Origin of the sequence: Synechococcus sp. 65AY6A5 (assembly GCF_002760415.1) — a bacterium.
Classification (GTDB): Bacteria; Cyanobacteriota; Cyanobacteriia; order Thermostichales; family Thermostichaceae; genus Thermostichus.
In genome coordinates this window covers 2105479-2126708 of the sequence record NZ_AXUW01000001.1, presented here as the reverse complement: position 1 = coordinate 2126708, position 21230 = coordinate 2105479, and the positions used below count along the sequence as shown (strand labels likewise).

Genomic DNA, 21230 nt, shown 5'->3' with positions numbered 1-21230 from the left:
CACCGGGCACTTCCCCCTGGAGAAGGGGGAGAGGTTTTCTGTCAAGTTGTTAGAACTTGTTTGCCAAGGTCGCCTATTGAATGACTTGGCTCATGTAGTTTCTCCAAGTTTGGGCGGCGATGCTGCTGCTGCCGCGGGTGGGGCTGGCGTCGTCGTTGCCCAGCCAAATGCCGGTTACCAGAGGCGGATTGGGCGTGTAGCCGACAAAGAGCAGATCCCTGTTGGCGGTGGTGGTGCCCGTTTTGCCCGCCTCCCCGATCCCAAGGCGGGCGGCGGTGCCGGTGCCGGAGCGGATCACCCCTTGCAATACGGCGGTCATCTGCTGGGCGACGCTCTCCGACAAAACCAGCCGCTGCGAGCGGGGATCCTCGCGACCGGGGTAGATCTCGCGGCAGGTGCGAAAGTCGTCGGGGTTGGCGCAATCGCTGCTATCCAGGATGCGGCGGATGGTGTGGGGCCTAGACCAAAGGCCGCGATTGGCCAAAGGGGCAAAGGCCGCGGTCAGCTCCAGCAGGTTCACCTCCATCGTGCCGAGAACCAGGGAAGGATAGGGCTGTAAGGGGGATTGGATGCCCATTTGCCGCGCCATGGCCACCACCCGCTCCAGCCCTACCTGTTGGGCCAGCCGCAGGGCGATCACGTTTTCGGAGAGGATCAGGCCGCGGGCCAAGTCCATGGGGGCACTTCCCGAGCGGCAGCCCTGAAAGGTGAGGTTGCCCCAAGTAAGCGGCTCACAGGAGAGCACCTGCGACAGCGGGATCCCCTGGCTGAGGGCAGCGGCATAGGCGAAGACTTTGAAGGTGGATCCGGGCTGCCGTTGGGCTTGGGTGGCACGGTTAAAGGGGCTGGCGGTGTAGTCGATCCCGCCCACGAGAGCTAGGATCTCGCCGTTGCGGCTGTCGAGGCTGACCAAGGCGCCTTGGTTGAAGCCCAGGCGGGATCCCACCTCGCGCACCGTTTGGGCCAGGGCCTGCTCCGCCAGCCGCTGGTAGGGCAAATGCAGCGTCGTCTCGATGACGAAGTTGCCCTCTGCCGAGAGATCTTGCCCCAAAAGCTGCCGCAGCTCCTGGAAGACGGTGCTGTAGAAGTAGGGGGCAACTGTCGAGGTCTGGGAGCGCAGGTTGGGGTTGAGGGTGAGGCGGCTGCGCCGGGCCCGCCGAATCTCCTCTTCCGGGAAAACTTTGAGCTCGCTGAGGCGATCCAACACCCGATCCCGGCCCCGCACGGCGGCCTCGTAGTTGGCGACGGGGTTGAAGGCGTTGGGGGCGGGCAGAATGGCGGCCAGGGTGGCGGCTTCGGAAAGGCTGAGCTGGCGGCTGGGGATCCCGAAGTAGAACTGGGCGGCGGTCTCAAAGCCGTAGAGGCCGTTGCCCAGGTAGACGTTGTTGAGGTAGAGGGTGAGGATTTCGTCTTTGCTGTAGCGCCGTTCCAGCTTGAGGGCGGCGACGGCCTCCCGCAGCTTGCGGCCAAAGGTGTTGCCTGAGCCGGTGTAGTCGCGCAAGACGGTGCGAGCCAGTTGTTGGCTGATGGAGCTGCCCCCCTGCTGCACCTCCCCGGAGCGCAGGTTGACCCAAAAGGCGCGGGCAATGCCCAGCAGATCGACCCCGAAGTGGGAGTAGAAGCGGTGATCTTCGGCGGCCACCACCACTTTGGGCAGAATCGGGCCAAAGGCTTCCAGGTTGGGCAGCTCCCGGTAGAGATCCCCCTGGTGGCGGCGCAGCTCGGTTTGCCGATCCCCGGCCAGGACGATCAGGGGGTTGCGATCGGCGGCCAGCGGCGGTTCTACTGAGAACTTGCTCCACTCATGGCCGATCCAAAGCCTCGCCCCCAGCCCCAAGAGCGCCATCAGGATCAGGCAGCCGCGCACCCCGTACACCTGCGGCGGCGGTGGATCCAACACCTGAATAACCACGCTCTCCGGATCCCGGGGCGGGCCAAGGCTGAGTCGCTGGCCGTGGCGCAGGATCACCCGCCGCACCCGCTCGGCGCCGCCAAAGGGCTTGAGGCGAAAGACGCCGTTGGTGGAGTCTTGATCTTCCAGTTGGTAGCGACCAGCGTTCCACCCCAGCCAGTAGAGGAGGGGATGCAGAGGGATCCGCCACCCCAAGCCAGGCAGACGCCAGCCCGGACGCGGGCGAATGCGGGCGTGCAGATGGCTCACCGCAGGGGCGGGGATGCGGATGGTGGCCACCGTCTGGCTGCGACCAAGAATGTCGGATCCCTGCAGGACAAACACCTGGGGAGGCTCTCCTGGGCAGGTGATCTGCAGGCGCACCGGGCGTTTGGGGGGAGGGGGCTCGGCAGGCTTGAGGAGGGCCGTAGGCCCGACCGGAAAGGGCCTCGCCAGGGTCTTGAAGAAGCGAGCGACGGTGCCCCGTAGGGAATTCTTGTCTTCAGAAGCAGACATGGCTCAATCTCCCCGCAATTCGCGCGCGCGGCGCAGCAGCTCCTGCAGGGTCTGGCCGGGACGAGGGCCGGCGGCGGCTGGAGTGGCTCTGGGGGCTGGGCGGGGCTGGGCAACGGGGACGGTGGGCGGGGGATCCCAAACGGCCATGTAGAGGTGGCCCTGGGGGGTGCGCTCGACCACGCCAGACCAGGGGCCGACGCGGAACTGGACGCGCTCAGAACGGTTTTCCCGCACCGCCTGCAGTTCTCGCTGCAACTGGGGGGGCAAGGGGGCCTGCAGCATGTCTTCCAGCAGCCCTTCCGCCTGCGGGGCGGGCACGTCGTCGGCGACGGTGGCCTCGATTTGTTGCAGCGCCAGGCTGGATTCGTCGTAGGTGAGGCTCAAGTTCATGCTGCCCAAGCGGTACAGGTCGTAGACGGTGTTGGGCCGAGCGCCTCGCCCCTGCTGGCTGGGGGATCCCAGGGCGGCCCGCACCACCTCACGGGAAGTCTGGAGAGGGAAGGCGCGCAACACCGGCCCGCTGTAGGGTTCTAGCTCCGGTGCCGGATCCCGACGGGTTGCGCCCTCGTCCTGCCCAGCACTGCTGCCAAGGATATCCGGAACGAGAACTTCAGGGGCCGTATCGGGCTGCGCCTCCGCTCCTGGGCGCTCATCCTCTAACTCCGTGGCAGCTGGCGAGGGGCGAGAGCCGGAGAGCACCGGAGCCGCAGGGCGCTGCAGCAACCGTCCCAACCCCCAACTCACCAAGGCCAAGCCCAGCAAACTGCCCCCCAAGAAGGGGATCAGGCGGGCCCAGAGCAGGGATCCCCTGTTCTCGCTGGCCATTGTCGGGGGCGCAAGCCGCAGCGTGCCGGCCGTGGCCAGGGGGGGCGCCGAGGGAAAAAGCGGGCCAGAGGGGATCGCTGGAAATTGAAGGGCAACAGCCTGGGAAGCTCCTCTGGGGGATCCCTGCGCTCTGGCTTGGATGCGCTCCAGCTCCGCCAACACATTGGCCACCGTGGGCGGACGGGCGGCCGGATCTTTGGCCAAACAACTGAGGATCAGATCCGACAAACCGGCGGGCAGCGCCAACGGCAGTCCCAGCTCTTCCAAAGGCAGGGGACGCTGCTTGTGGTGGGCCTGGTACCAGCCCGGGAAAGATTCGGTGGTAGGCTGGAGGGGCATCTGGCCGGACACCATCTGGTAGAGCATGATCCCGAAGCTGTAGATGTCGGAGCGGGCATCCAGCGGCAACCCTTCCAGTTGCTCCGGGGAGGAGTAGGCCAGCGTCCCCAGGTAGGCGTGGGTAAGGCTGAGCGACTCGCGGGTGTTGAGCAGCTTGGCAATGCCAAAGTCCACCAGCTTCGCCAGCTCCCCCAAGCTTTCGTCGGCCAGCACGATCACGTTGGCCGGCTTGAGGTCGCGGTGGATCACCTGGATCCGCTGTCCTTCCAGGAGGATCCCTTCGTGGGCTGCTTTGAGCCCCAGGCCAATTTGGCGGGCCAGCCGAAAAAAGCGCTCCAGCGGCAGAGATCCCGTCGCCAGAATGTCCTTGAGGGTTTGGCCGTTGAGGTATTCCATCACATAGAAAGGCACCCCATCGGCAGTGATGCCGTAGTCGCTTACCTTGACAATGTGCAGGCTTTTCTGGCCCAAAGCGGCGCAGGCTTTGGCTTCCCGCTCAAAGCGCAGGCGGGCCTGCTCGTCCATCGCCGGCTGGGAGAGCAGCTTAACGGCCACTTCCACCCCGCCAAAAAGCAGATCCTGGGCCAAGTAGACCCGCCCCATGCCTCCTTGCCCCAGCAGATGGGTCAGGCGATAGCGCTGGGCCAAGAGGCGACCCAAAAAGGGATCCGACGCAGTAAACATAGGGAATCGCGGCGGTAGAGAGAACAGCGCAGAGCCCCCGCAGGGATCCGGCCAGAGTGGGCTACCTCTACCATAAGCACTGGGGCCCCAATAGGCTATGCTCACCCCCGTCGATCCGGTTGCTTGGAATGTCTTTGCCCGTCGTTTACCACCCCGACTACAGCGCCCCCCTGCCGCCGGGCCATCGCTTTCCCATGCCCAAATTCCGCCTCCTGCACGAGCTGCTGCTGCGGGAAGGGGTGATCCGCCCTCAGCAAGTGCATCAGCCGGAACTCCCCCCCCTGGCTTGGATCGAATCGGTGCACACGCCAGAATACGTGCGGGCCTACTGCGAGGGATCCCTGGAGGCCAAACTGCAGCGGCGCATCGGCCTGCCCTGGAGTCCCGAGCTGGTGCAGCGCACCTGTCGCGCGGTGGGCGGCACCGTCCTGACCGCCCAATTGGCCCTGCGCCATGGCTTGGCCTGCAACACCGCCGGCGGCACCCACCACGCCTTTCCCGCCTACGGCTCCGGCTTCTGTATTTTCAACGACCTGGCCATCGCCGCCCAAGTCCTGCTGCAGCAGGGGCTGGTGCAAAAGGTTCTGATTGTAGACCTGGATGTGCACCAGGGCGACGGCACCGCCTGGATCTTCCGCTCCGAGCCGCGGGTGTTTACCTTTTCCATGCACTGCGCCGCCAACTTCCCCGCCACCAAGCAGGCCAGCGACCTGGACGTGCCCCTGCCGGTGGGCCTGGAAGACGAAGCTTATCTGCAAACCCTGGCCGACTACCTGCCCGATCTGTTGGCTCAGGTGCGCCCGGATCTGGTGCTCTATGATGCGGGGGTGGATCCCCACCGCGAAGATCTCTTGGGCAAGCTGGCCCTCAGCGACGAGGGGCTCTTCCGCCGCGATATGCAGGTGCTGGACACCTGCTTAAAGCGAGGCTACCCCGTTGCCTGCGTTATCGGCGGCGGCTACGGCAACGACCTCGCTCAGCTTGTCTACCGCCACTCGCTCCTGCACCGGGCTGCCGGCGAAGTGTACCGGCAATACCGTCTCTAGCTGGCCGCGAACTAGGCGTATTCGGCGATCACCACCGTGATGTTGTCCCGACCGCCCCGCTCTTTGGCCGCCTCGACCAACTGGCAGGCCAGTTGATCCAAATCCTCCACCTTCAGGCAGTACTCGGCGATGACCTCGTCATCTAGCTCTTCGGTGAGCCCGTCACTACACAACAGCAGGCGATCCCCAGGGCGCATTGTAATCGGCTGAACAGCAGGCGGCCCTGCATCGGGGCGGCCCAGGCAGCGCTCGAGAATGTGGCGCCAGGGGTGCATGCGGGCTTGCGCCTGGGTCAACTCCCCTTGGCGAACCGAGCGAGCTACCAAGGTGTGATCCTCCGTCATCTGCTGCATCTCAGATCCGCGGAGGCGGTAAAGGCGAGAGTCGCCGATGTGAGCGCTCCAGCAATTGTTGTTGGGATCCACCAGAGCCACCACCACGGTGGTGCCCATGTCGGCCCGCTCCGGGTTTTCTCGCTGGTCTTTAAGAATGGCCTCGTTGGCCGCTTCTATCGCCTCGCTGAGCAGCTTGGGCGCTGGCACGGTCTGCCAACCCCGCTCAAGGCACTCGCGAATGACCTCGACCGCCAACAGGCTGGCTGTTGCTCCGGCAGCGTGCCCTCCCATGCCATCGGCAACGATGAAGTAACGTCCTTCTGGATCACAGTAGTAGGCATCCTGATTGCTGCTGCGGACCTTGCCTGGATCCGTAGCGCAGGCATATCGTCGCATCACATCAGTGGCTCTGATCCATTTGCCTTTAAGAGTACCCTGACCAGCGCCAAAGCGGCGAGAACGGCCAAAGCCAGGGTGACGATCGCTAAAGTAGCATGCCCAGCCGAAAATAGCTGGGTTGCGCTGAGAAAAAAAGTTGCAAACAACACCGCGTAGATAACTCCCCGTCCGGTGCTGTTCAGCTTGCGCAGCAAACGCTCTGCCTCGCTGGATCGCACCCGCAGGCGTAGCTCCCCCTGTTCCAGCTTGCTCAAGGTCGCTTCAAGACGGCGGGGCAAGCTGAGGCTGCTGCTGGTGAACTCTGCCGCCTGGCGGCTGACCTGGGCTAGCAGAGTCTCCGTCTCCGGTTTGCTGCCGTTCATCAGCTCCTCCGCGAAAGGCTTGGCCACTTCCAGGAAATTGAACTCCGGATCCAAGCTTTTCCCCAGCCCCTCCAACGTGGTCAGGGCCCGCATCACAAAGGTAAAGGTGGCGGGAAAGCGAAACGGCTGATCGTAGGCCAGCTCGTAGAGGTCTTCGCTGATGGCCATCACCGAGATCTCGTCGGAGCTGTTGGAAAAGGGCTTGTCCATGAAGTGATCCAACATGTACTGCACCGAGCGGCGTACTGGCGCCAGATCGGCAGTGGGCACCAACACGCCCAGCTCCACCAGCGAGGCCACCACCAGGTCGGCATTTTTGGCCACCACAGCCGCCAGCATGGCCACCAACTTTTCCTTGATGCCAGGGCGAATGCGCCCCATCATGCCGAAGTCGTAGAAGATCAGCGTGCCATCCGGCTTGACGGCAATGTTGCCAGGGTGGGGATCGGCGTGAAAAAAGCCGTCTTTGAGCAGTTGCCGCAAATAGGCCTCTGCCCCCAAGCGGGCCAAGAGCTTGCGATCCAGCCCCGCCGCGCTCAGGGCTTCGTAGTCGCTGATCTTGATCCCTGGCAGGTATTCCAGCGTCAGCAGGCGGGGGGAAGTGTAGCGCCAGTACACTTTGGGGACGGCAATTTGTGGCATGTCCCGAAAGTTGCGGCGAAAGGTGTCGGCGTTGCGGCCCTCGTTGAGGTAGTCCACTTCCTCCCAGAGGGTGCGCCGACACTCTCCGTAGATGCCGATCCAGTCGCGGCCCGGCCCGCCCCAACGGGTGTGGTACTGAAAGAACTCGGCAATACCGCGGCAGATCTCCAGATCGATCGTGAACAGGCGGGTCAGGCCCGGACGCTGCACCTTGACCACCACTTCTTCGCCGGTCTTGAGCTTGGCCCGATGCACCTGCCCCAAGCTGGCCGCCGCCAAGGGGGTGGGATCGAAATAGCTGTAGATCTGCTCAATGGGCTTGCCCAACTCTTGCTGCACGATGGCTGCCACCTGTTCGTAGCCAAAAGCAGGCACCCGATCCTGCAGCTTGGACAGCTCCTCGACGTACTCGGAGGGGAAGAGATCGGCCCGGGTGGAGAAAAACTGCCCCACCTTGATAAAAGTAGGACCGAGGTGGAGCAGCGTCTCGCGGATCCAGATGGCCCTGGCGCGGCGGCGTTTGGCTTTGCGCTCCGCTGTGGGCTGCCCCCCGTAGCTCCACGCCTGCTGATCCAGCCAGAGGTAAAACAGCCAGGTGAGCACAAATCGCCAAATATCAATGAGGCGGCCCCAGCGGGTGTAGTTTTCTCGGGCCCAACGGTAGGCGGTATAGGGCTTGGCGGGTTCGGATCCCAAAACGGCTCGGGATGGGAGTGTGCTGGCGTTCAAGCGTTTCGACTCCGATACTTCTGCAATTCGGAGCGCAACTGCGCCACCTCTGCCCGCAGGTCGTCTAGGGTTGCCTGCAGGTCTTCTGCCTTGAAGGGGGGTGCCGCCATTTCCTGGGCAGCTAGCGATGCTTCCGCCTCAGCCCGGGCCATGACATCCTGGGCAAAGGTCTGCCAGCCCTCTTGGAGCTCCGCCCACACCTTGCCCACTTCCCCGGCAAGGTCGGCAAGGGTGCTCTCCAGGCGCTCTCGCAGCACGTCGGCCACCGCCTTGCCGACAAAAAAAGCCCGCACAACTGGATTGTTCATGTAACCCAAGTGTTAAGAAGCATCACCCAGATTATAACGAATCTTGCCCCAACCAAGCCGAAGAGCCGATCCACCCGAACGGCGTCGGATGATCGGCTTGAGAGCTTGGCAAGGGCGCAGTGGGTAGGAGGCCCAACCCTCAGCGGCGGTTGGTGGTCATGTCGGGGATCTTCAGATCGAAGACGCTGATGTTTTGCCGCGCTGCCGGCTTGGGATTGAGCATGCGGGCCATGTTGAGGAAGTTTTCCGGATCCCCGGGCTTGGGAGGCCGAGTAATCCGGTAGGTGCGCACCACTTCCCGCGTCGAGCGCTTCACGCCGGAAACATCCCGCCACCGCGCCCCGTAGCGGGGGTTGAGCAAGTTGGTCGGCTTCTCGGAAAGGCGGCGGCGCTGGTAAGGCACCACATCGTCCCCGAAGGCGGCGTTGTACTCCTCACTGTCGACAACGGCGTCGATAAAGCCGTTCAGACCGCGGGTGGCCAGGATGATGGAGTACTTGATGCGCTCCTGCTGGCTGTAGGTGGGCCGGCCCAGGAAGCGCTGGAAGGTGATCTCGACGAAGCGGTAGTTGTCGTTAGGAACCATGACCAGATCCCGGTACACCTCCGACTTGCCCAGGCCACGGATAAACTCCTTCACCGAGATCGCCCCGTTGCGCAGCTGGGACTCCAGCGCTTTTTGCCGGTAGCTCTCCAGCATCAGGTGTTCGCTGAAGATCTGCCGGTAGGCGGCGCGGATGACATTTTCGATGCCCGTCGGGTCGTCGGGGCGATAGGCGGGCGGGGTTTCGTCGCTGGGTACAAAGTAGCGCTCCACCCGCACGCTTTGCGTGGTGGGGCGATCGGCAAGCAGCGGAAGAGTCATAGGTTATGCTCCTGAGGAAACGAAACAACAAAATGGCAGGGGTTATGGATCAGCAGCCAGCTCCTGCTGGCTTAGGCGGGCGCGTAGGGGAATCAAGGGATCCGCATCCTGCAAGGCCATTTGCAGGGCTGCCTCGACGGCAGATCGCAGGGACGCCTCTCCCAGCCGAGCCAAATCCGTCAGGGATCCGACGGCGGCATAGCGAACTCCCCAGTCGGCGTCGCCCAGGCATTGCCGCAACAGGTGCAAGGCTCGCTCTTGATCGGAGAGGGGCCGCCGTGCCGCTACCTGTCCCAGCCCACGGGCCGCCGCTCGCCGCACGCTAGGGGCGAAGTCCGCCACAATGGCTTCCGCCAAAAAGGGGTAGGCATCGCCGTGGCCGATACGGGCCAACGCCCGCACCGAATAGGCGCGCGCCCCATAGTCGAAGCCATCGATGTTGGCCAGCAAAGGCCCTACCGCCGCCTCCCCAAAGCGCAACACCTCTTCCAGCGCGGCCTCCCCCACGGCAGGGCGGTTGAAGCCAAAGGCGCGAATGAGCAGGGGGATCCCTTCCACGTGGCCCAAGGATCCCAGCGCTCTCACCACCCGCAACAGTTCTTCCGCTGAGGTGGCCTGTTCCAGTTCAGCGGCCAGTTGAGCCACAGCAGCGGGAAGCACTTGCGCAGCCGAGGAAGAGGACATAGACAACCCAGAGGCCAAGGTAAGTAAAAAACTAACGAAACATCCAAGCGAGCCAATAGGGGGGGAGAGCCCCAAGCCCTTTCACGTCTAGAACAGCCTGTCCAGTTGCGGGATGATCGCTGCTGCCACCCGATCCGGCGGCACTCGCCCTAACTGCAGCGCCACGTCGAACAGTCGCTTCAGAGCATTGATGCGCAGGTTAAGCGCCACATCGGCTGTCGCCAACAGCGGCGCCCCTGCCACCCAGCCGGATTCTGCCAGATCGAAAAGGGCCGCCTGGCGCAGGCTGAAATTGGGGTGGGCCAGCAGCGCCACCAGAACTTGGGTCAGCTCCTCGGCTTGTGTAAAGCGATAGAGCACCCAAGCGGCTGCCGAACGCACCCGCTCCGAGGGGTGGCTTAAGAAAGGCCGAATCGCCGCCTCGGCCTCGGTGGCGTTGAGCTGGCCCAGCGCCTCGATGAAGGCTTCCCAGGGCTGCTCCTGCTCCCGCGACTGCAGCAAGGCCAGCAAGGGAGCCACCGCCCGCCGGTCTCCCAACTGGGCCAGGGCATAGGCAGCCTCTTCCCGCACATGCAGATCGCTACAGCCAAGGGCCTCGATCAGGCCGGGCACGGCCCGCACGTCGCCAATTTGCCCAAGGGCTTTGGCCGCATTGCGCCGTAGCGGGTAGCCCCCCAAGGCGGTGCGATCCCGCTCATCTCGCAACGCCAACAGCAGTGGCTCTACCCCCCGCGGATCCCGAACCGTGCCCAAGTACCAAGCGGCATAGTACCGATCTTGCGGGTCATCCCCCTGCAGCCGCGCTATCGCCTGCTCCCAGGTGAGCGGCTGGGGCAGCACCGCTGTGTTGGATGTCATGGGAACCCTTGCAGAGCCGTCCATGGAATCGAGGCCACCTTGCCGATGACTGCCGTTGAGCAGAGGGATCCCTTACTCAGCAGCGCCGTTGCTCTGGGCAGGGGCCGCCGATAGAGCAGTGACCTGCACGATTTTGCCGCCCATCCGCAGAATGCGCTGCATCTCCGTGGACAGCCGGCTGTAAGGAACTGTGATGCTCATGGTACTGCGACGCACCTTAGCCGAGGTGGCCAGAGCATCGGGTGGGTTGAGCAGGCCAGTGTACTCAACCTTGTAAACCCGGCTGCCGGCTTCCGTCAAAGTTTCAGGGCCGCTGGTGCTTTGACCAAACATCGTTTTCCCCCGAGTCGAGTTCAACTTTGTGCGGCACCTGGGCACGAAGACCTCCTGACCGCCAGAGAGGCCGCAAAAGCCACCTCTAGAGGCAGAACTGTACCCAGGCACAAAAGCTTGGGAAGCAGGCAGACAACCTAGCTGGCTCGAAGAGAGCCGCGGCGCCGAAAACCTGGAAACGACCAGCTCAGCTCCACTTGGGCTGCTGCCTGCTCTGTAGGGGCACTCAATTGGAAGACGAAGAAAGAGATCGCTCCCCCAAAAACGGGATCTCTACTCTGGCATCCCTTAGCTAAGGGCGTTGATGGCGTAGTCGAAGTAAATGGCTGCTTCGTTCGCCGCTTGGCCCTTCAGCATGCCCAGAGCACGGCTCTTCATGTGCTGCAGAGCTACAATGTACCAGCTCGGGGAGAGGTTAAAGGAGCGGTTCACCTCCCGCAGGCCCGCCACCAGGTATTCATCGAGGGGGCCCGTGCCGCCTGCAACCAGCGAGTAGGTGATAAAGCGCAGGTAGTAGCCAATGTCGCGGGCACACTTGGCCTGAAACACATCGCCGTGACCCATTTCGCCCGGCTGGGTCAGGTAGGGGAAGCGCTTGAACACTTCCTGCACCGCTTCGCGCACCAGCGTTTGTTGGTTTTGGGTCAAGACACGGGCCGCTTCCAGAGAGGCAGCAGCGCGCTGGTAACGACCATTAACGGCCTGCAGCTCGCTGGCATTGAGAAAACGCCCTTGATTGTCAGCAGCGGCAATCGCTTCGGTAATGACAGTTTTCACCTTGCAACTCCTAAATGCGTTGACTGTTAGCAAAAGTCTTAGTTGAGCAGCCGGCACTCCTCCAAGTTGGGAATGCCTGTCTGCCTGTCGGAAAAAAGGGATCTAGGCGATCTCACGGAGCTTTAAAGAGGGACGACCGCTTTTAACTTAAACAATGGCGGCAGCCGCCTTGTCGAAGTAGCTGGCCACCTCGCTTTGCAGCGCCGAGCAGTCGCCAGGGGTGATGCCGTTCGGATCCATGATCTTGGCCAGGGCTTCCTTCTTCATGGCCGCAATGGCGTTGGCCATGGAGCTGGTGGGCACCCCCAGCGCAATGTAGGTCTCCCGCAGGCCGTTGAGGCAGCGATCTTCCAGCACCGAGCTATCCCCCGCCAAGGTGGCGTAGGTGATGTAGCGCAAGATGATCTCCATGTCCCGCAGGCAGGCGGCCATGCGACGGTTGGTGTAGGCATTACCGCCAGGGGCGATCAGATCCGGCTCCTGGGCAAACAGGGAACGAGCCGCGTTGGTTACGATTTGGGCGGCGTTGCTGGTCATGCGGTTGACAGCATCCAGGCGTTTGTTGCCTTCTGCCACCAAAGCCGCCAGACGGTCGAAGTCTTGATCACTTAAAAAGGCACCGCGTGCATCTGCCTGAGCGATCACCCGGGTAAAGGCGTCTTGCATGATGGATCTCCTTCTGGTCTTTCCAAAAAGCGATGGGCGACTGGCTGAACCTCTCAAAAGTGGGATCCCAAACTCTGTTGTTTGCGGGATCCTCCTTGCCCAAAAACCGGGGATCCTGTGGAGCGGGTTGCTCAAAACTACCCCCACCGAAGCCCCAGATTTTGAGACAGGTCAAGAACCTCTGCGACTTTCAGACAGCCGAGCATCCAGGTCAATTTTATAGCGTGGGAGGGATGAGTGTTTTGTGAAGATTTACAAATAAACAGGCACCAGAGTGTCTGCTTGGCCGCCAATCCTCTGGCTCTGTTGGGTCAGCAGGCCAGAAACTGGTCGGCGAGGGCAGTAAAAAAATGTAAACATTCGTTTCACTTGTTTTGAGATAAAGGCAAGCCTCTTGCCCACACACTGCAGCAGTCAATGTTGCGGGGTACCTATGCCTTGCAGGGCAGCTTTGAGATCCCGGCAGAAGTGGGCAATTTGTTGCAGCCCTTGGGCGGGGGTGGGGGCCTTGGCCAGCCGTTGCACAAAGGCACTGCCCACGATCGCCGCATCCGCTCCCCAGAGAGCAATCTGGCGGGCCTGGTCGGGGGTGGAGATGCCGAAGCCTACCCCAATCGGCAGGGAGGTGTATTGGCGCAGTTGCTGCAGCAAGGCCGGGATCCGCTGCTCCAGGGTGGCCCGTTCGCCGGTGACGCCGGTGGTGCTGACCAGGTAGATAAAGCCGCTGGACTGTTGGGCAATACGGCGCATTCGCTCGGCGGGGCTGGTGGGGGCCACCAGCAGGATGAGGTCGATCCCCTCCGCCTGCGTTGCTTCCCGCAGGGATCCGGCCTCTTCCAGGGGCAGGTCGGGGACGACCAAGCCGGCACAGCCGGCCTGGCGCAGTTGCCGCACAAAGGTGGGGATGCCGAGCTGGTGGATGGGGTTGTAGTAGGTGAACAGGACGAGGGGAGCCCGCAGCGAGAGGCCCCGCAAGCCCTGCAAGATGTCGCCCAAGGTGACGCCCCGGCTGAGGGCGCGGGTGGCTGCTGCCTGGATCACCGGCCCATCGGCCAGGGGATCCGAATAGGGCACCCCCAACTCGATGAGGTCGGCGCCGTTCTCCTCCAAAACTTGCAGGGCCGCAAAGGTGGTTTCCAAGTTGGGATCCCCGGCGGTGAGGTAGGGGATGAGGGCGGCTTCGCCGCGGCTGCGCAGCGCCTGAAAACACGCGGTGATCCGGCTGGGCATGGGATCTGTCCAAGCTGAGGAGATGGAGAGCACCCCCTACTGTAGCGCCTGCCCTAGGGGAGGGGCACAAAATCGTAGCCGGTGCCGGAGCGGTTGCCCCGTTCAATGCGCACCAGCACATGGGGAGCATCGCGGTCGCCGGAGGGCAAAAAGCGCACCTCCCCGGAAGCGCCGTCTGGCAAGCGGAAGTTGGGGTCGCCCAGGGCAGTGAGAATGCCGCTGCGGCTGGGGGATCCCTGCCGAATAGCCTGGAGAAAAACACGGGTGGCGTCGTAGGCCAGTGCCGTGCGCCAACTCACCTGCCCTCCCCACATCTGGGCTGCCTTCTGGGCAAAGCCGCGGTTGCGGGGCACGTCGGGATGCCAGGGCACCGCCACCACCAGCCCCTCTACTGCTGCCCCCCCTTCCTTGAGGGTGGTGAGACTAAACAGCACATCCCCCCCCACCAGGGCGAGGGGCTGGCCAAGGGCAGCGTTCTCGCGGGCAACGGCCAGCGCTTTTTCGGCCACGGAAGCCGTGGGCGCCAAGAAAGCCGCCTGAGATCCCTGCCCCAGAGCTGTCTGCAGGCTGGCCTGGGGGTTGAAATCGGCTGCCGACAGGTCGAAGGTCGCCAGCACAACGCCCCCTTCGCTGGTCAGGGTAGCGGCAAAGGCGTCGCGCAGGCTGGTGCTGTAGGCGCTGTTGGGGTTGTAGAAGATGGCCACCCTCTGCAGGCGCAGTTTGTTAAGGACATAGCGGGCCAGTTGCGTGCCAGCAATCTGGTCGGAGGGGACGGTGCGAAAGATGGCGTTCCCCAGCAGGCTGATGCGGGTGCTGGTGGAGGTGGAGGAGATCATGGCCAGGCCGGCAGACTGATAGATCTCAGCCGCCGCCAGGGTGGCATCGCTGGCGTTGTGGCCGATCACCCCCAGGATCTCGGGCTGGCCCACCAGGGCTTTGGCCACTGCCGCCGCTCGCTCTGGGTTATCCCCGTCGTCGGCAATCACCACCCGCAGCAGCCGCCCTGCAATACCCCCTTGCTGAAATAGCTCCTCTTGGGCCTGGGCCACGCCGCGCAGGGTCTCCTTGGCGCGGTTGGGGTTGCTGGAGATGGGCACCACCACGGCTATGCTCAAGGGGTTGCCCTGCTGCTGGGCGCGGGCGTTGTTGAGGAAAATGCGAGCTTCCGGGTCGTTGCGGTTGTTCTGTAGCCCCATCTCTAGGAGCGGGATCGCCGCGCCGAAATTGCCCTGGCGCAACAGCTCTGCTGCAGCCACGGCGGCGGGACTGCTATCGGCAAACAGGGTGCGCTCGCCGCTGGTTAAGAGCAGATCTTGGGCCCTACCGCCCAACCCTGGCAGAGGGATCCCTTCTGGCCAGCGGATGTAGCCCGCCTGCCAGGCGCGATGACCACCCCAGAGGAGCAATAGCCCTAGGGCAATGTAGACGATAGGGGGTGGAGACTTCGCAGCCATGGGCCCCAAGGAAGAGAACAGCAGAATCCGGACAGCAGGGGTACCGCTCACGCCTTCAGGAAGCTCTTGGACCCCCCCTCTTCAAGGATCTTCAAGAACTTTCTTGAAGCATACGCTAAGGATCGGGACGGTAGGAAGGGCTGTTGCGGTATTGGCGCTCCAGTTGCTCCACAATGGAAACAGGAACAGATGGGGTTGCCGGGGGCTCTTCTGGAGGTGCGCCGGCCTGTGGCTCGGTCTCCAAGTTAGCCGGCTGAGAGGTGGCCCAAACGACTCCTGCGATCAGCAAAAGAACCAAAGCGGCAGCGTAAAGAAATGCGGCAATGGCCATTGGGGCAAGACTCTAGCTTTCCCTTCCCATGATAGAGTCCCATGATAGAGGTTGTCGAAAACCCTTTGCCTCAGGATCCGCTCGAGCAAGCCCTGTGGGACTGGCACCGGGGCCAGGCGAGGGGATCCCTGCTCTTGCACGCCTACAGCGCCGAGGGGATCCCGCTGGCAGAGGAGCCCCAGGTGGTCTCGCCGGAGGTGTTCTTCACCCAAGAGCTGCCGGAGGTGGAGGCCCTGGCCTTAGAGCTCTGCCGCGGTCGGGTGCTGGACATTGGCGCCGGCACGGGCCGCCACAGCCTGCTGTTGCAGGAGGAGGGGTTTGCCGTAGCCGCCCTGGATCGCTCGCCGGTGGCGTTGCAGATCATGGCCGAACGGGGGGTGCATTGCCGCATCGCCGCCGACCTGTTCCACTGGGAGGGGCCGGAAGAGCCCTTCGATACGCTGCTGCTGCTGATGAACGGCGCCGGCCTGGTGGGATCCCTGGCGGGGTTGGAGCGCTTTTTAAGCTTGGCCCGCCACTGGGTTCAGCCCACCGGCCAGTTGCTTGTGGATTCCACCGATCTAGCCGATCTCAGTGAAGAGGGCGACGCGGCGGATCTGCCGCAGGTAGAAAGTTCAGCTAATTCTGAAGCCGAGGATCGGGAGAAGGGGAGAGACTGCAGAACAGCGGGCGAGGCAAAAGCCAGGGTGGTGAACTTTGTGGCCGAGTACGGCGGGCAGCGCGGGGATCCCTTTCCCTGGCTGTTTGTGGATCCGGAAACCCTGCTGCGCTGTGCCCACGCCAACGGCTGGCAGGGACAAATTCTCTACCAAGAGCCGGAGGGGGCCTTTCTGGCACGGCTTGCGCCTCTCTAAGCGCAGCCCCTTAGTGGGAAAGGATCTGCGACAAGAAAAGGCGAGAACGCTCTTCCTTGGGGTTGCTGAAAAACTCTTGGGGGGTGTTTTCTTCCACGATCTTGCCGCGGTCGAAGAAGACAATCCGATCCGCCACCTCGCGGGCAAAGCCCATCTCGTGGGTTACACACACCATGGTCATGCCCGAGCGGGCCAGCTCCCGCATCACGTCCAGCACCTCTTTGACCATCTCCGGATCCAAGGCCGAGGTGGGCTCATCGAAGAGCATCACCGCCGGATTTATGGCCAAAGCGCGGGCAATCGCCACCCGCTGCTGCTGCCTCCCCGAAAGTTGACCAGGATACTTCTCGGCTTGCTCGGCGATCCCCACTCGTCTCAACACCTCCATAGCCCGTTCAACTGCCTCGGCCTTTTTCTATTTCTATGAGCGCAACTGCTGAAGCGAGTGGAGCTAGCTTTCTGGCCCGCCATCGGCGGAACATCGCTGTCTCTCTGGCCCATCGTCTAGAAGCAGCCAGGGCAGCCAACAACACCCACCTGCTGGAGTTGCTGGAACAGGAGCAACGGCAACCAGCAGCAGAGTCCAGCGGCAGGGATCCCTCTGTTTCGGGTCTATGGCGCCACCTTTGGGAGGGTCTGAGCATCGGTTATCGGGCTTTAGGCGGAGGTGGGATCCGCTTGTTAGGATTGACCTAAATCACGGGAGAGGCGCGGGGATGGTTTGGCAATTGCTGACGTGGCCGGCCCAGAGCTTGCTGTGGTTGGCGGAGCAGATTCGCGAGCGGGCCGAGGCACAACTCGACAGCAAAGAAAACCTCCAGAAAGAACTCACCGCTCTCCAGATTCAGCTCGATCTGGGGGAGATCGATGAAGAGACCTATAGCCAGCGAGAAGAGGAGATCCTGCTGGCTCTGGAAGCCCTGGCCCAGGCCGAAGCCGGCAGTGCCGACGAGGATCCCTGAGTTCTGCGGGGGATCAGAACATGGGAGAATAAGCTTTGGTTGACCTCATTTTCCTACCCTGGGTTGCTTTCCATGGCCGAATCCCGCGAAACCTTAGTGCTCCGCGACGAGCAGAACCAGCCTCTGAAATGCGAGATCCTGAGGCAGGTGGTCATTGAGGAACAAGCCTATGCACTGGCCACGCCCGTGGACGCCGTGATCAAAGTTCTGGTTTGGGAGGGGGAAGAAGAGCCCGGCCAAGCGGTGAACGGAGATGCGGACATGGAAGGGATCCTGGATGAGCCGGATCCAGAGGAGCTCCAGGCTGCTATCCCCACCATCCAGGCCGTCTTGGAGGAGTTGAACTTGACTCTGCAGCAAAACGGCTTCGACATCCTGACGGTGCAGGGAGAGTTGCCCCCTGTTGAAGAGGAAGATGTGTTCGAGCTGGGCGAAAGCGAGGAAGATGCCCAGGAATTCCAACTGCTGGCTACCTTCTTCTACAAAGACAAGAAATACGGCATCTTTACGCCCCTCGACCCAGTTCTGGTCTACGTGGCCCTGCCTGACGAGGGGGATCCCTACCTACTGAACCCAGAGGACTCGCCAGCCCTGTTCGACCAACTCAATGCTGTGCTGCTCGATCTGGACGAGGTAGTGGAAGAGGAGGAGTACGATGATGAAGAATATGACGATGAAGACGAGGACTAGGCAGCTCGGGGTTTCTGCCTGAGAATTGAAGGCACCTGGGCCAAAAAGCCCAAAGGTGGAAGTACCAAGCCTCTTGCCCCAATGCAGCCCCTTGGTTGCCGCTCAAGTCGATTGGGCGGAGTCTTTTTGTTGCCAGCGCCAGCTAGGGGAGCGGCAGATAATGGAAGGAGGCCCTCGTTCAGTTCCCCAGGCGTTGCCCGATCCCAAGGAGCAGCAGGGATGCAACCGGTTGACCTGACCACCCTCCGTGCTGTGCTGGCAGATCTAAAAGGGGCTGAGGCCGGGGGGGATCCCTTGCTGCCTGCCCGCGTGGAGTGGATCCAGCAGACGGATCTGTGGACGGTGGTGATTGGCCTGCGCACCCTCAAGGCGCGTCCTTGCTTGCTACTGTCTTGGCATCCTCAGGCGGCCCGAGTTCACCTCTGTCAGGCTCCCCCCAAGGAAGCAGAGGACTTGCCCTTTAGCCAACACCTGCAACGGCACCTGCGGGGTTTGGCGCTGACGGAGCTGGCGCTGCTGGACGAGTGGGAGCGGGTGATTGACTTTCGCTTTGCCCCTCGCCCCGCGGATCCCCCTCAACGCCACCTTTATCTGGAAGTGATGGGCAAGTACAGCAACGCCATCTTGGTGGACGAGGGGGGCATGATCTTGGCCTGCGGCCACGGGGTAAGCGAGCGACAGTCGCGGGTACGGCCGGTGCAGCCGGGTCTACTTTACGAAGCTCCCCCTGCCCTCAGCGATCCCATCCCCCAGCGAGCCGAGCCCTTCTCCCAGTGGCAAGAGCGTCTTGCCCTAATCCCTGGCCCCATTGCTCAGCGGCTGCTGCGCTGCTACCGCGGCCTGAGCCGGCATTTGGCAGAGGCCATGTGCCTGCAGGCCGGGATCCCACCCCAAACCCCCACCAACCAACTCTCGCCCCAGGAGTGGCAGGCCCTGTTTTTTTGGTGGCAGGACTGGCTGGCCCGCCTGGAAACGGCTCAGTTTAAGCCGGCCCTTACCCCCCAGGGGTACACTGTTCTCGGCTGGAGGGGCTCTGGCGGGGATCCCTCTACACCCAACTTGCATCAGCTCCTGGAAGCCTACTACCAAGCCCAGCTCAACCGCGAACGCTTTGAGCGAGAGCGGCAGCGCCTGGGGCAAAAGCTGGCTGCCCTGCTGAAAAAACTCCGCCAGCGGCAAGAGCACTTCGAGAGGATGCTGGCCGACTCGGCCCAAGCGGAAGCCTCCAAGCAGGCTGCCGATCTGCTCATGGCCCATCTCCACCTCTGGCGGCCAGGGCTGAGCTTGATGGAGCTGCCAGACTTTTTTAGCGGCCAGATGGTCAAGATCCCGCTGGATCCGGAGAAAAACGCTGTTCTCAACGCCCAGGCCTACTACCGCAAGCACCGCAAACAAAAACGAGCCCAGGAGGCCGTCCAGCCCTTGCTAGAAGCTGTAGCGCAAGAGATCCGCTACCTGGAGCAGGTGGAAGCGACCCTGCAGCATCTGGGAACCTATCGGGATCCCCAGGACTTGGCCGCCCTTCGAGAAGTTGAGACCGAGCTGATTCAACAAGGCTACCTAGAGAGCCCCAGCCGGGCAGAGGGATCCAGACGGGCCTCTTCAGCCAGCTTCAACCCCTATCGCTTCACTAGCCCCAGCGGCTTCTCCATCTGGGTGGGGCGCAACAACTGGCAAAATGATCGGCTGACCTTCCGCGTGGCCCAAGACCAAGATTGGTGGTTTCACGCCCAAGAGATCCCCGGTAGCCACGTGCTGTTGCGCCTGCCTCCGGGCGCGGTGGCCGAAAGTGAAGATCTGCAGGCGGCTGCCGATCTGGCGGCGTATTTTAGCCGCGGTCGCTTCAGCGACCAGGTACCGGTGGTGTATACCCGCCCTAAGTGCGTCTTCAAACCCAAGGGATCCCCACCCGGCATGGTGGTTTACCAGCAGGAGCAGGTGCTGTGGGGCCGTCCCAGCCGTGCCCAGTTGCTTGTGGAAAAGGAGGGGGCGCCCAAGCCGGAGGTTCCAGCAGAGCTACAGCCCTCTACTTGGGGTTGACTACGGATCCCATAAACAGCACAGTTTGCGCCTCCCGGTTGGCTCCGGAGGCCACAATGGCAAACCAGAAGGGGCGATCTGCTACGAACTGGAAGGGCTCTTGCCGGTCGCTGGCGGTGCGGGAGACGATGACCCCGGTGGCGGCTGCCGCCCCGGATCCCTTTTCATCTACTTCGATGGCCGCCTTGTGCAAGACTCTACTGACCTGCGTCGGCTCTGGGGTCATCTGGCTGAAATCGGCCTGAGGGGAAAAGGCGATCCCCAGGCCCAACTGTTGCAAAGCCGGCACCAGATCGGTTTCGTAGGCCAGCTTAAACTTGGGGAGCCGCAGCGAGCCGGGGCGGGTGGGCAGGGATCCCGTCCATTCTTGCCAAGTTTCTGGGCTGAGCTCCTGTCGCAGGGCTTCCAGGCTCACCCCTGGCTTGGGCAGCAGGATCACCATAGCCAGTTCCCCTTCCCCATAGGGCAGGCGCACCACCTGGAGCTGCTCGGTCTCCCGGTAGCCGTAGCGACCGGATTGGGCCATCAGCGGCACTTGGACACGGCGGCCATCTGGGCGGGTAAAGGGCTGGGGCTCTGTCAGGGCCGGATCGAAGGGTTGGGTCCACTCTCCCTTGAAGTAAATGGCGTTGAGCAAAACCAGCCTGTCTTCCCGGCTGAGGCGATCCACGATGCGGTCGATCTGGCCCTGGGTGCGCTCGGCTACCCAACGGTTAATCGCCTGCACCGTCTGGCGGGATCCCAGCTCCACCCGATTGGCCACTGCTTGGTAATAGGTGGCCAGCGCCTGCAAAAAGGGAGGCCGCAGGGTGAGGGTTTGATCGACCCAAAGGCCGTTGGCAATTTGCACCTGGATCGGCCCTTCTGCTTGGGATCGCTCCACCAGCCAGCGCGCCATCTGGGCATTGGTCCAGTTCAACTCATGGAGGGAGAGGTCTTGGGCCTCCAGCACCTCGGCCATGGCCGCCTGCGTTTCCCCAGCGGCGCCATTGTACAGCATGCTCAGAGCCAAGTGAATGCTCAAAGGAGAGAAAAAGAGGTTCTCTTGCGGCTGCTGCTGGAGCAGGCGATCAAACAGCTTTAGCGCAAAGCGACTTTGGGCTTGTTGGGCCACAGCCTCTTCTCCATAGCCTTCCCCATAGGTCACGGTCGGCTCAAACGGGATCCGCACCGGGGCCTCCTGGGATCCCATCCCCTGTGCGGGCCAGAGACCCAAAAGCAATAGGCCAAACAGAGCCAGAAGCGAGCTCCGGCTCAGCGAGGATCTGCTCAAAAGGTCTTTCATGGGGTCTCTCCTGGCCGGGTGGGGAACGATAGATAGACTCTATGGCTATGGTATCGGGTTGGGGGTGGATGGCTCTTTGCGCTTGAGGAGAGATCGACAGGCCAAAGCCCGCAGGAGATCCCGGC

21 protein-coding genes and 1 pseudogene are annotated in these 21230 nt (G+C 62.7%); 6 read left to right on the top strand and 16 right to left on the bottom strand.

Annotation, left to right across the window (positions count from 1 at the left end; translation table 11 throughout):
- Nucleotides 1-73: 73 nt before the first annotated feature.
- Entirely contained in the window at nucleotides 74-2407 is a 2334-nt protein-coding gene (locus SYN65AY6A5_RS10120; RefSeq protein WP_011429123.1) for a transglycosylase domain-containing protein, read from the bottom strand.
- Between the two features lie 3 nt (nucleotides 2408-2410).
- Nucleotides 2411-4255, bottom strand: coding sequence for a serine/threonine-protein kinase (locus tag SYN65AY6A5_RS10115; RefSeq protein WP_011429124.1), 1845 nt, complete (start codon nucleotides 4253-4255; stop codon nucleotides 2411-2413).
- A gap of 128 nt (nucleotides 4256-4383) precedes the next feature.
- Between SYN65AY6A5_RS10115 and SYN65AY6A5_RS10110 the strand changes: the two genes are divergently transcribed.
- Nucleotides 4384-5301 (top strand): histone deacetylase, encoded by a 918-nt coding sequence (locus tag SYN65AY6A5_RS10110; protein ID WP_011429126.1) that lies wholly within the window; start codon nucleotides 4384-4386, stop codon nucleotides 5299-5301.
- Nucleotides 5302-5312: 11 nt separating this feature from the next.
- Here the strand turns inward: SYN65AY6A5_RS10110 and SYN65AY6A5_RS10105 are convergent, their stop codons facing one another.
- The 12 genes from SYN65AY6A5_RS10105 to SYN65AY6A5_RS10050 form a co-directional block, all read right to left on the bottom strand.
- Nucleotides 5313-6032, bottom strand: coding sequence for a Stp1/IreP family PP2C-type Ser/Thr phosphatase (locus SYN65AY6A5_RS10105; RefSeq protein WP_011429127.1), 720 nt, complete (start codon nucleotides 6030-6032; stop codon nucleotides 5313-5315).
- On the bottom strand, nucleotides 6032-7735 hold the full coding sequence (locus SYN65AY6A5_RS10100) for an AarF/ABC1/UbiB kinase family protein (protein WP_240527759.1): 1704 nt from the start codon (nucleotides 7733-7735) through the stop codon (nucleotides 6032-6034). Before SYN65AY6A5_RS10100 ends, SYN65AY6A5_RS10105 begins: the two co-directional genes overlap by 1 nt.
- A gap of 29 nt (nucleotides 7736-7764) precedes the next feature.
- Nucleotides 7765-8076 carry a DUF6825 family protein gene (locus tag SYN65AY6A5_RS10095; protein WP_011429129.1) on the bottom strand — a complete coding sequence of 104 codons (312 nt, stop codon included), beginning with the start codon at nucleotides 8074-8076 and terminating at the stop codon, nucleotides 7765-7767.
- Nucleotides 8077-8215: 139 nt separating this feature from the next.
- A complete protein-coding gene (locus SYN65AY6A5_RS10090; protein WP_011429130.1) occupies nucleotides 8216-8941 on the bottom strand; it encodes a phycobilisome rod-core linker polypeptide in 726 nt (241 codons plus the stop codon).
- Nucleotides 8942-8983: 42 nt separating this feature from the next.
- Complete coding sequence (locus SYN65AY6A5_RS10085; RefSeq protein WP_099812571.1) at nucleotides 8984-9625, bottom strand: HEAT repeat domain-containing protein; 642 nt, start codon at nucleotides 9623-9625, stop codon at nucleotides 8984-8986.
- Between the two features lie 87 nt (nucleotides 9626-9712).
- Entirely contained in the window at nucleotides 9713-10483 is a 771-nt protein-coding gene (locus tag SYN65AY6A5_RS10080; RefSeq protein ID WP_228375394.1) for a HEAT repeat domain-containing protein, read from the bottom strand.
- A gap of 72 nt (nucleotides 10484-10555) precedes the next feature.
- Entirely contained in the window at nucleotides 10556-10816 is a 261-nt protein-coding gene (locus SYN65AY6A5_RS10075; protein ID WP_011429133.1) for a phycobilisome linker polypeptide, read from the bottom strand.
- Nucleotides 10817-11104: 288 nt separating this feature from the next.
- Complete coding sequence (locus SYN65AY6A5_RS10070) at nucleotides 11105-11593, bottom strand: phycocyanin subunit alpha (protein ID WP_011429135.1); 489 nt, start codon at nucleotides 11591-11593, stop codon at nucleotides 11105-11107.
- A 147-nt stretch (nucleotides 11594-11740) separates the two neighbouring features.
- On the bottom strand, nucleotides 11741-12262 hold the full coding sequence (locus SYN65AY6A5_RS10065; RefSeq protein ID WP_276307372.1) for a phycocyanin subunit beta: 522 nt from the start codon (nucleotides 12260-12262) through the stop codon (nucleotides 11741-11743).
- Nucleotides 12263-12673: 411 nt separating this feature from the next.
- On the bottom strand, nucleotides 12674-13489 hold the full coding sequence (gene trpA / locus SYN65AY6A5_RS10060) for a tryptophan synthase subunit alpha (protein ID WP_011429138.1): 816 nt from the start codon (nucleotides 13487-13489) through the stop codon (nucleotides 12674-12676).
- Between the two features lie 53 nt (nucleotides 13490-13542).
- Nucleotides 13543-14943 (bottom strand): ABC transporter substrate-binding protein, encoded by a 1401-nt coding sequence (locus SYN65AY6A5_RS10055; RefSeq protein ID WP_011429139.1) that lies wholly within the window; start codon nucleotides 14941-14943, stop codon nucleotides 13543-13545.
- A gap of 115 nt (nucleotides 14944-15058) precedes the next feature.
- Nucleotides 15059-15274 carry a hypothetical protein gene (locus SYN65AY6A5_RS10050; RefSeq protein ID WP_011429140.1) on the bottom strand — a complete coding sequence of 72 codons (216 nt, stop codon included), beginning with the start codon at nucleotides 15272-15274 and terminating at the stop codon, nucleotides 15059-15061.
- A gap of 41 nt (nucleotides 15275-15315) precedes the next feature.
- Here SYN65AY6A5_RS10050 and SYN65AY6A5_RS10045 point away from each other — a divergent pair, with 41 nt between their 5' ends.
- Nucleotides 15316-16128 carry a class I SAM-dependent methyltransferase gene (locus SYN65AY6A5_RS10045; protein WP_011429142.1) on the top strand — a complete coding sequence of 271 codons (813 nt, stop codon included), beginning with the start codon at nucleotides 15316-15318 and terminating at the stop codon, nucleotides 16126-16128.
- Between the two features lie 10 nt (nucleotides 16129-16138).
- Here SYN65AY6A5_RS10045 and SYN65AY6A5_RS10040 read toward each other — a convergent pair.
- Nucleotides 16139-16540: pseudogene (locus SYN65AY6A5_RS10040) on the bottom strand (ATP-binding cassette domain-containing protein); the annotation flags it as partial.
- A gap of 11 nt (nucleotides 16541-16551) precedes the next feature.
- Between SYN65AY6A5_RS10040 and SYN65AY6A5_RS10035 the strand changes: the two are divergent.
- From SYN65AY6A5_RS10035 to SYN65AY6A5_RS10020, 4 genes are all read left to right on the top strand, one after another.
- On the top strand, nucleotides 16552-16824 hold the full coding sequence (locus SYN65AY6A5_RS10035; protein ID WP_099834698.1) for a hypothetical protein: 273 nt from the start codon (nucleotides 16552-16554) through the stop codon (nucleotides 16822-16824).
- A 20-nt stretch (nucleotides 16825-16844) separates the two neighbouring features.
- Nucleotides 16845-17090 (top strand): gas vesicle protein GvpG, encoded by a 246-nt coding sequence (locus tag SYN65AY6A5_RS10030; RefSeq protein WP_011429145.1) that lies wholly within the window; start codon nucleotides 16845-16847, stop codon nucleotides 17088-17090.
- A gap of 72 nt (nucleotides 17091-17162) precedes the next feature.
- Nucleotides 17163-17780 (top strand): DUF3727 domain-containing protein, encoded by a 618-nt coding sequence (locus SYN65AY6A5_RS10025; protein WP_011429146.1) that lies wholly within the window; start codon nucleotides 17163-17165, stop codon nucleotides 17778-17780.
- A 219-nt stretch (nucleotides 17781-17999) separates the two neighbouring features.
- Nucleotides 18000-19820, top strand: coding sequence for an NFACT RNA binding domain-containing protein (locus SYN65AY6A5_RS10020; protein WP_099812570.1), 1821 nt, complete (start codon nucleotides 18000-18002; stop codon nucleotides 19818-19820).
- Here SYN65AY6A5_RS10020 and SYN65AY6A5_RS10015 read toward each other — a convergent pair.
- A complete protein-coding gene (locus tag SYN65AY6A5_RS10015) occupies nucleotides 19807-21105 on the bottom strand; it encodes a serpin family protein (protein ID WP_099835676.1) in 1299 nt (432 codons plus the stop codon). The genes SYN65AY6A5_RS10020 and SYN65AY6A5_RS10015 overlap by 14 nt on opposite strands.
- Nucleotides 21106-21230: the final 125 nt, after the last annotated feature.